The 8,919-nt window shown below is 65.2% G+C and carries 3 protein-coding genes; all 3 read right to left on the bottom strand.

Annotated features, from left to right (window positions below; translation table 11 throughout):
- Nucleotides 1-524 precede the first annotated feature (524 nt).
- A complete protein-coding gene (locus tag KXC43_RS50040; RefSeq protein WP_221383393.1) occupies nucleotides 525-1,820 on the bottom strand; it encodes an IS256 family transposase in 1,296 nt (431 codons plus the stop codon).
- Between the two features lie 123 nt (nucleotides 1,821-1,943).
- On the bottom strand, nucleotides 1,944-3,998 hold the full coding sequence (locus tag KXC43_RS50035; protein ID WP_221383392.1) for a response regulator: 2,055 nt from the start codon (nucleotides 3,996-3,998) through the stop codon (nucleotides 1,944-1,946).
- A gap of 80 nt (nucleotides 3,999-4,078) precedes the next feature.
- The gene (locus tag KXC43_RS50030; protein WP_221383391.1) at nucleotides 4,079-8,134 is read right to left on the bottom strand and encodes a PAS domain S-box protein; all 4,056 of its coding nucleotides are present in this window, start codon (nucleotides 8,132-8,134) and stop codon (nucleotides 4,079-4,081) included.
- Nucleotides 8,135-8,919: the final 785 nt, after the last annotated feature.

Genomic DNA, 8,919 nt, shown 5'->3' with positions numbered 1-8,919 from the left:
GGCAACGGGCCGCGGCTCCTCCGGCCGATCCGACCGGCGACAACGCGTCCGAACGTGCTGCAGTGCCGATCCCGCCGGCGTCGCGGCCTGCCGGGCTTGATTGACCGGCACCGCCGACGCGAACGTGCCGCCCGGACCGGGGCGCCGCACGCGGTGCAGGCCGTCGACCCCTCGACGCGCCAGTTTCGATGGATACCAGGGGTGCCACCTGTCGCGTGAGCACCTTCGCGACCGGGTGGCGGTCAGGCAGGGAGCAGAACAATCTTGATCCAGGAGTAGTCAACCCAGCCTGCTCCCGGAAACGTGACGAAGGTCCACCGCATCGGATCATCGCGGTGGACCTTTTCGCAGCTCAACCTGCTCGTGGACCATAGTTGGCAGAATAAGAACCGCATACCCGCAGCTCAGGGCCCAATCGTGACGCTACCGGCCGTACGTCGACGCATGCCCTGACCGGTACGCCACTCTCCGCCGAAACGTCACCACGCGGGTCCGTACCAAGATCGGTGTTTCCGGCTCTTTGGTTAGTAGGTTTCGGCGGCCGGCCAGCGGTCACCGAAGGTGATGGCGAAGGCGTTCAGTACAGGCTTCCAGCGGATCGTCCATCGTGCGCGGCCGGCTCCGGTCGGATCCAGGCTGCGGGTCACAAGGTACAGGCATTTCATGGCGGCCTGTTCGCTCGGGAAATGTCCGCGGGCGCGGACGGCGCGCCGGTAGCGTGCGTTCAACGATTCGATCGCGTTCGTCGAGCAGATCACCCGGCGGATTTCGACGTCGTAGTCGAGGAACGGGATGAACTCGGTCCACGCGTTACGCCACAGCCGGATCATGGCCCGGTATTTGCCGCCCCATTTCTCGTCCAGGTCGTCGAGGGCGGCCAGGGCGGCTTCGGCGTTGACTGCCGTGTAGATCGGTTTGATGTCTCGTTTGATCGCGTCGGCGTCTGTCCGGGAAGTGAGCCGGAACGTGTTCCGGATCAAATGAATGATGCAGGTTTGGACGATCGCTTCCGGCCACACGTTCTCGACCGTTTCCGGTAGTCCTTTCAAGCCGTCGCAGACCACGAAGAACACATCGCGCACGCCGCGGTTCTTCAGGTCGATCAGGACACTCATCCAGAACTTGGCGCCCTCACCGCCGGAGCCGGCCCACAGACCCAGCACGTCCTTGTGGCCGTCCACAGTGACGCCGATGGCCGCGTAGACCGGCTTGTTGGCGACTTGGCCCTCGCGGACCTTGACCATGATGGCATCGATGAACACGGCCACGTAAACGCTGTCGAGCGGCCGCGTCGACCATTCCGTCATCTCGGCCACGACTTTGTCGGTAATCCGGGAGATCGTCTCTTTCGACACCGACGCCCCGTAGATTTCCGCGAAATGTGCGGAGATCTCCCCGGTCGTCATGCCTTTTGCATACAACGACAGGACGATCTCGTCGACCTCGGTCAACCGGCGCTGCCGTTTCTTGACGATCTGCGGCTCGAACGTTGAATCCCGATCCCGCGGCACCTCGATCTGAACTTCACCAGCCGCGTCCGAGATCACCGTCTTGCCCCGGCTGCCATTACGCACATTCGTTGATCCGCGGTCCGGATCGGCCTGGTTCTTGGCGTGACCGAGATGCTCGGTCATCTCCTCGTTCAACGCGGTCTCGAGAACATTCTTGGTGAACAGCTTCAACAAACCGTTCGGGCCGGTCAGCTCCAGCCCACGAGCCTTCGCCTCGGCCACCATCGCCGCCGCAGCGGCCTGCTCGGGCGACAGCTGCCGCCCGTCACCCTCGGTTTTCTTCCGTGGACTCACAACGTTCGATGTCATCACTCACGGTGCCCATCTCGCCGGACCTCAGCCCGGCGTGTCGGGCCGGAAACACCGCTCCTGGCACAGTCCCCACCACGCTGATCCGGTCCATCAGCTCCGCTGGCGAGGTTGCTCCGCGCTTCAGACTGGTCGATGGGTTTCGAGCGATGTTCGGACCGCGGTGAGGATCTGGCTCGCTGTGAACGGTTTCGTGAGTAACGTGGCGTCGGGTGGTACAAGGCCACGGTCGTTGATGAGCCCGTCGGCGTATCCCGACATGAACAGAACGTTGACCGAGGGGCGGTCAGTGGTGAGCCGGTCCGCGAGTTCGGGGCCGGGCATGTCTGGCATCACGACGTCGCTGAGCAGCAGTTGGATCGGCTCGTGATGGTGCCTGGCCAGTTCGAGGGCTTCGGGGCCGTTCGCGGCAGTGATGACGGTGTATCCCGCCCGGGTGAGGATGCGGGCGGTGGTTTCGCGGATGCCCTCTTCGTCGTCTGCCAGGAGGATGGTTTCGGTTCCGCCGTGTGCCGGCTGCAGGGCGGGTGTGGGCGGCGGCTCGGCCGTGTCCTCGGCGGTGGGGAGGTGGATGGTGATGGTGGTGCCGCGGTGTGGTGCCGACTCGATGCGCAGGGATCCGCTGAGTTGGTTGATCACGCCGTAGGTGGTCGCGAGGCCTAGCCCGGTGCCGTTACCTCGGCTCTTCGTGGTGAAGAAGGGTTCGAGGGCGCGGTCTAGGACTTCGGGAGTCATCCCGTCACCGGTGTCTCGGATGGTGAGTTTCGCGTATTGGCCTGCTGGGAGGCCGCTGCCGTGGTTTTCTTCGTCGCCTTCGAGGGTGACAGTGGATGTGGCGATGGTGAGGGTTCCGCCGGTGGACATGGCGTCGCGGGCGTTCATGGTGAGGTTGAGCAGGATCTGGGCGATGTTGCCGGGTTCGGCGAGGATCGGGGGCAGGTTCGCGGAGAGGTCAGTTTTGACGTCGATGTGCTCGCCGATGGTGGGGGCGAGCAGGTCACAGGATTCGCGGATGGCTTGGTTGAGGTCGAGCGGGGCGACGGAGAGGTGTGTGCGGCTGCCGAAGGTGAGCAACTGTTGGGTGAGGTCGGTGGCGCGGTGGCCGCCGTTGCGGATCTGTTCCAGGTCGCCGAGCAGTGTTCGGCCGGTGTCGGCGGGTACATGGCCGGCGTCGATGAGTTCGGTGATGCCTTCGGTCACGAAGGTTTCGAAGCCGAGCATCGCGCCGAGGATGTTGTTGAAGTCGTGGGCGACGCCGCCGGCGAGGCGGCTGAGGCCTTCGAGGCGCTGGGTGGCCTGGATGCGGGCGTCAACGTAGCGTTTCCGGTCCGCTGCCTGGTTTTGCTGTTCGGCTTCGACGACGGTGGTGATGTCGTCGATGGTGGCGATGAAGCCGTGTGAGCCGCCGTTGTCGTTAGGGATTCCCTGCACGTGGACGTGCAGCCACCGGGTGGAGCCGTCGGGCAAGCGGACCTGGCCGCGGTAGCGGTGCTGGGCGCTGGTCTGGCGGCTTGCCGCGGCCACAGCGAGCACCTTGTCTTGTTCATCTTGGGGGACGCATCGCAGCCAGCCACGGCCGGTCAGGTCGCTGGGAGGCAGGCCGATGATGTCGGCGAATCGGCGGTTGATGTAGTTGGCAGCGCCGTGCTGGTCACCGAACACCGTACCGACGGGCGAGTGGTCAGCCATCATCTGGAATCGTGCCGCGGTCTCGGCGAGCGCGTCGGTCCGCTCGAAGAGTTTCGCGTCGACGGCTTGCTGACGGGCGTGCGCCGCCCGCTCGAGGTCGAACTCCCGGTGGGCCTGGTCGGATGTGGCGATTGCCTGTTCGACGGCGTCCAGCAGGGTTTGCGGGTCGACGGATTTCAGCAGCACGTCGGCGACGCCGCAGGCCTCGGCGACCGGGTGTGCCTCGGCGGGCAGGTAGTTGGCGGTGAGGAAGACGATGGGCGTGTCGGCGGTGTCGGGAGCGGCACGCAGTTCCTGGGCGAGTTGGTAGCCGTCCATGCCCGGCATGAGCACGTCGGTGAGGACCAGGTCGGGGTGCCGGGCATGGGCCACACTGAGCGCTTCAGCACCCTCGTGGGCCTCGATGACAGTGTGCCCGCGGAAGGTCAGGAGGTCGCGGACCAGCTCACGGTTGGTGATGTGGTCGTCGACGACGAGGACAGTACTCATCGCGGGTCTCCTCTTCAGGCCTACACCGAACTTGTACTTTATCGGGAAGTTGTCACAATTTCGGGTTGTTTGGCGAGCCGTCAATGCGTGGCAGCGCTCGGCGTGAGCGTCTGGAGCAGGTCCCGAACGTGCTCGTACTGCGCTTCGAGCTGGGCGATCCGGTCGGCGGCGTCATGCAGGTCACCGCCGGTCGCGCGTTCTTCGAGCGTCTGACAGAGCGCGGCGAGTGCCCCGGCGCCGATGCTGGATGCTGCGCCCTTGAGCGTGTGCGCAGTCCGAGCAAGTGTGTCGGCGTCGGAGCGTGCAGACGCGGCGCGCAGGTCGGCGATGCATTGCACGCTGTCCCGCAGAAACGACGCCGTCAGCCGGTCGATACTTGCCGGTGGGAGGTGCTCCCGGAGCTGGTTGAGGCGATTGGTGATTTCCAGGGCGCCGGGGGTGACGACCGGCTGAATTCGGTCGGCCGGAACCGCGTCTTCCACCCAGCGGTGGATGGTCATGGCGAGGTCTTCGGGTTCGAACGGTTTGCTGAGGTAGTCGTCCATGCCGGCGGCGTAGCAACGGTCACGGTCGTCTTTGAGCGCCGCCGCGGTCATCGCGATGATTGGGACGCGGCGCGGCTCTGTACCGTCGCTCGGATGGTCGGGCGGCGTGGTGTTGGCCTCTCTGCGGCGGATTTCGCTCGCTGCTTCGTAACCGTCCATGTTGGGCATCTGGCAGTCCATGATCACTGCGGAATAGGTGTTACGGCTGAGCAGGTCCAGGGCCTGCATGCCGTCGGCAGCGACGTCGACCTGGTAGCCGAGCTCATGCAGGACGCCCATGGCGACGATCTGGTTCGTCTCGTTGTCCTCGGCCAGCAGCAGCCGCTGCCCGTTGGCTGGTGTCGCGGGTCCCCGGGCGGTCGCAGATGCGGTGGTGGGGTCTTGCAGGCCCGCGACAATCTGCATGAGGCAGTCGTACAGCTGGGACTGTTGGATGGGCTTGGTGATTGTGGCGGTGATCCCGAGGCCGGCAATCTCCGCCGGTGCTGGCGGGGCATCCACGGTCATCAGCACGATGGGCAGGGGTTGGATCTGCGGGTGGCCGCTGATCGTGGCGGCGAGTTGCAGTCCGTCGGGCTCGGGCATGTGCAGGTCGGTGACGAGTATGTCGAACGGCGCTTGGTGGGAGCAGGCGTCCAGCAGCGCGTTGACCGCTTCGTCGCCGGACGTGACAGCGGTGACCTGCATACCCCAGGCGTGGGCCTGCTTGGTAAGGACCGATCGGGTGGTCGCGTTGTCGTCGACTACCAGCAGGCGCACCCCTTTCAGGGAGATCGAGGTCCGGGCGGGGAGCGAGGCACTGGCGGGCTCGTGGCGCAACGGCAGGTGACACCAGAAGACGCTGCCGGAGCCGACCTGGCTGTCGACCCCGATCTGACCGCCCATCGTCTCCACCAGCCGCTGGCAGATCGCCAGGCCCAGGCCGGTCCCGCCGAAGCGGCGGGTCGTCGAGGAGTCTGCCTGGGCGAATGCGGTGAACAGCCGCGCATGTTGCTCGGCGGGAATCCCGATCCCGGTGTCGGTCACCTCTAGCCGGACATTGACGATCTCCCCTGTGGTGCTCTGCCCCGTCGCCTCAGGTGCCCGGCGGACGTGGACGAAGACTTCACCGTGTTCGGTGAACTTCACCGCGTTGACCGCGAAGTTCAGCAGAATTTGCCGGATCCGTACCGGGTCGCCGCGCACCAGCTCCGGCAGGTCGGTGCCGCAATGGCCGATCAGTTCCAGCCCTTTGGCACGGGCGGATTCGGCGACCAACTCCAGGACGTCCTCCACGACGAGGCTGAGATTCACGGGGGCGTCATCGAGGATCAACGCCCCGGCTTCGATCTTGGAGAAGTCGAGGATGTCATTGATCACGGCGAGGAGTGCTTTGCCTGCGACGCGGATTCGCTCGGCGTAATGGCGCGCAGTGTCGTTCAGCTCCCCGCGCAGCAGCAGGCCGGTCAGGCCGATCACCCCGTTCATCGGGGTCCGGATCTCGTGGCTCATCGTGGCCAGGAACTCGGACTTCTGCCGCGACGCCTCCAACGCGGCGTCGCGGGCGTCGGCCAGTTGCCGCTCGAACAGTTGGCGCTGGCTCACGTCCCGTACGAAGGCGCTGAACTGATCACCGGAGCTCGTCTTCACCGGCCAGACGGTGATTTCCGCGGGGAACTCCACACCGTTGCGGCCGACCGCGACGATCTCCCGGCTCCGATTCAGGATGCCGGAGCCGCCGCCGGTGAACGCGTGCTCAACTCCCGCGCGGTGGGCCTCCTTCGCCCGATCGGGGATCACGAGATCGGTGAGGTCGCGACCCAGGACCTCGTCGCGCTGCCAGCCGAAGAGGGTCTCCGCGCGGTGGTTCCACTCGGTGACGTTGTCCTCGCTGTCGATGCTGATGAACGCGTCGGTGGCGGACTCGATGATCGCCCCCAGTGCATCGGCGACTCGTTTGGCGTCGGTGATGTCCCGCGCGATCATGGCGATACCGACGACGGAGCCGTCCGCGTTGCGAACCGGGGACTTGGTCAACGCGACGTCGATGGGCCGCCCGTCCTGCCGGATCCGGACCGCCTCGTACGGCGGAATCGACTCGCCGCGTGCCGCGCGTGTCAGCTTGTCGTCCTGCTCCTCGTGGTCAGCGGGAGAAAGCAGCCGAATGGACTTGCCAATGATCTGCTCCGACGGATATCCGAAGATCTGCTCGGCGCCGTGGTTCCAACTGGTGATGACACCGTCGAGGTCGGCGCCGATGATCGCGTCGACTGAGGAGTCGACGATCGCCGCGACCTGCGCCAACGTCTGCTCGTTTGCTTTTCGTTCGGTGATGTCCCGGGCAACGGCATACATCAGCCGGCGCTCCGGCAGTGGCGCCGTCTGCCATAACAGCCACCGATATGTTCCGTCCCTGCACCGGTAGCGATTCTCGAAACCTAGCGTGGTGGCACCCGTCGCGAGTGTGGCCATCTCCGCCAGCGTGGCGTCGACGTCGTCAGGATGCACGAAACTCAGAAAGGGTTTCCCGAGCAGATCCTCTTCGTCGTACCCGAGAACACTCTTCCAGGCCGGATTGATTCGTTTGAAGTAGCCATCGGTTCCGGCGATACACAGCAGATCCAGCGACACCCCGAAGAATTGCGCGATGTCCTCATCGCTGCGGCGCCGGCCACGACGCAGCCGCGCCTCCACGAACGCCGCCCCGACGACCAGCACCACGATCAGGCCGCCACCGGTCAAGACAACCCACCGGAACCCCGCAGCCGACGACCGTGCTGCGTCAAGCGGGATGGCGCTGCCGACACGCCATCCGCTCCCCGCGTCAGTGACGAACGCCGACACGACACCGCTGGAGTCCAAGGCCCGCCGGCCGGCGTCGCGCCGAGCCTCCAGCCCACCCGTGACAACCGGGTGATCACCCGCCGCCGCCACAAGCACTCCCCGCTGGTCCACGATCGCCAGACGGATCCCGGTGTCATCGGCATACCTGTCGACAAAACGCTGAAACGACGACAACGAGTACGTCGCCGTGAGCACCCCCAGCACAGGGCCCGGACGGCCATTTGAAGCACGGCCCCGCACCACCACGCTCGCCGCGACCACGAACGGCTGTCCCACCGCTGCAGACTGGTAAACCTCCGACATATACGGCAGCCCGGTACGCGCCGCGCCCCGGTACCAGTCGCGATATGCGAAGTTTTTCCCGACCAGCGCCGGGCTGTCCGGCCGAGTTCCCAACAGAACCCCGTCAGCGTCCGTCAGGGCAGTCACGGTGATGTCCGGCCGTGACTCCCGCAGCCGACTCAAAACCGATACGACGTTGTCGCCGGCATCCAGGTTCGTCGGCTCCAGCGCACCGGCTGCCGTCAACCGGTCCGCATAAGCACTGACCAAACTTTTGAGTCCCGCAGTCTGCTCGGCAACGAAGGCCTGCGTGAGCGTCGCCACCGCCTGCATCCGACGCCTGCTCTGCGCCTCGGAAGATCTGGCGTCAAGCGTAATGATCACCGCCGCGGCCGCGACGACGACCAGGACGAACAGCCCAACCACCACCACCGTGGCAGCAGAACGGCGACGCCCCTTGCCTGCCGCGGGCAGAACCATGCGCATCCCGTCAGTGTGTGCTGAACACGAACGGGATCCAGGCCATTTCGGCCATTCAGCTCCGGAAGAACTTCGGCAGCGTTACGCCGTACAGGATTGCCGGGCGGTCGCTCACCAACCTCATGCCCAGCGTTTGCGGAAGGAACTGCGAGCGCTCACTCGGCACGGGACCATAGTCGGACACGAACCGCCCTCACGGACCTCGATAACCGAAGGTCAGAAGGCTTCGAAACGACTAGAACCCAACTCCCAAATCAGACATCGGGTTCCATAGCGGTGCTCGTGGGCGATACTGGGATCGAACCAGTGACCTCTTCCGTGTCAAGGAACGATCATGGGCCCTTGGCCTTGGTCCGTAGCCCTGCCGGCCTGCATAAACAATCCACCGGCGTCCGCGGTCGTCCGGCGTTGTAGCCCTCGGTTGTCACCCAGTTAGACACCCATCTACCGTTCTGATGCCACGAGTGTGAGCTAGCTCGGTAGTTTTGTAGGCCGTGCCACACTGGCCTTGATCGGTCTCGAGCCACGCCGTTGGTCGTTCCTCAACCGAGCCTTACTTGTCCTGGATGCCTGATACGAGGACCTCTGTTGATCACTTTGAGCCTGAGCTGGGAGCACCTCGATGCGCTCGGTTCATTTATGGGTGGAACCTTCACGGCTGCCACATTTGCCGCAACCCTAGCCTTGCTGGTCCGCGAAATGCGTATTCGCCGACTAGTGCGGTGGCCACGAACGTTCACCGGGTCGGCGACACACCGGGTCACGTCCGCCGGTAGCTGCTGGCGAGGGCT

Origin of the sequence: Paractinoplanes polyasparticus (assembly GCF_019710575.1) — a bacterium.
Classification (GTDB): domain Bacteria; phylum Actinomycetota; class Actinomycetes; order Mycobacteriales; family Micromonosporaceae; genus Actinoplanes; species Actinoplanes polyasparticus.
This window is presented reverse-complemented; position numbering and strand designations above follow the sequence as displayed.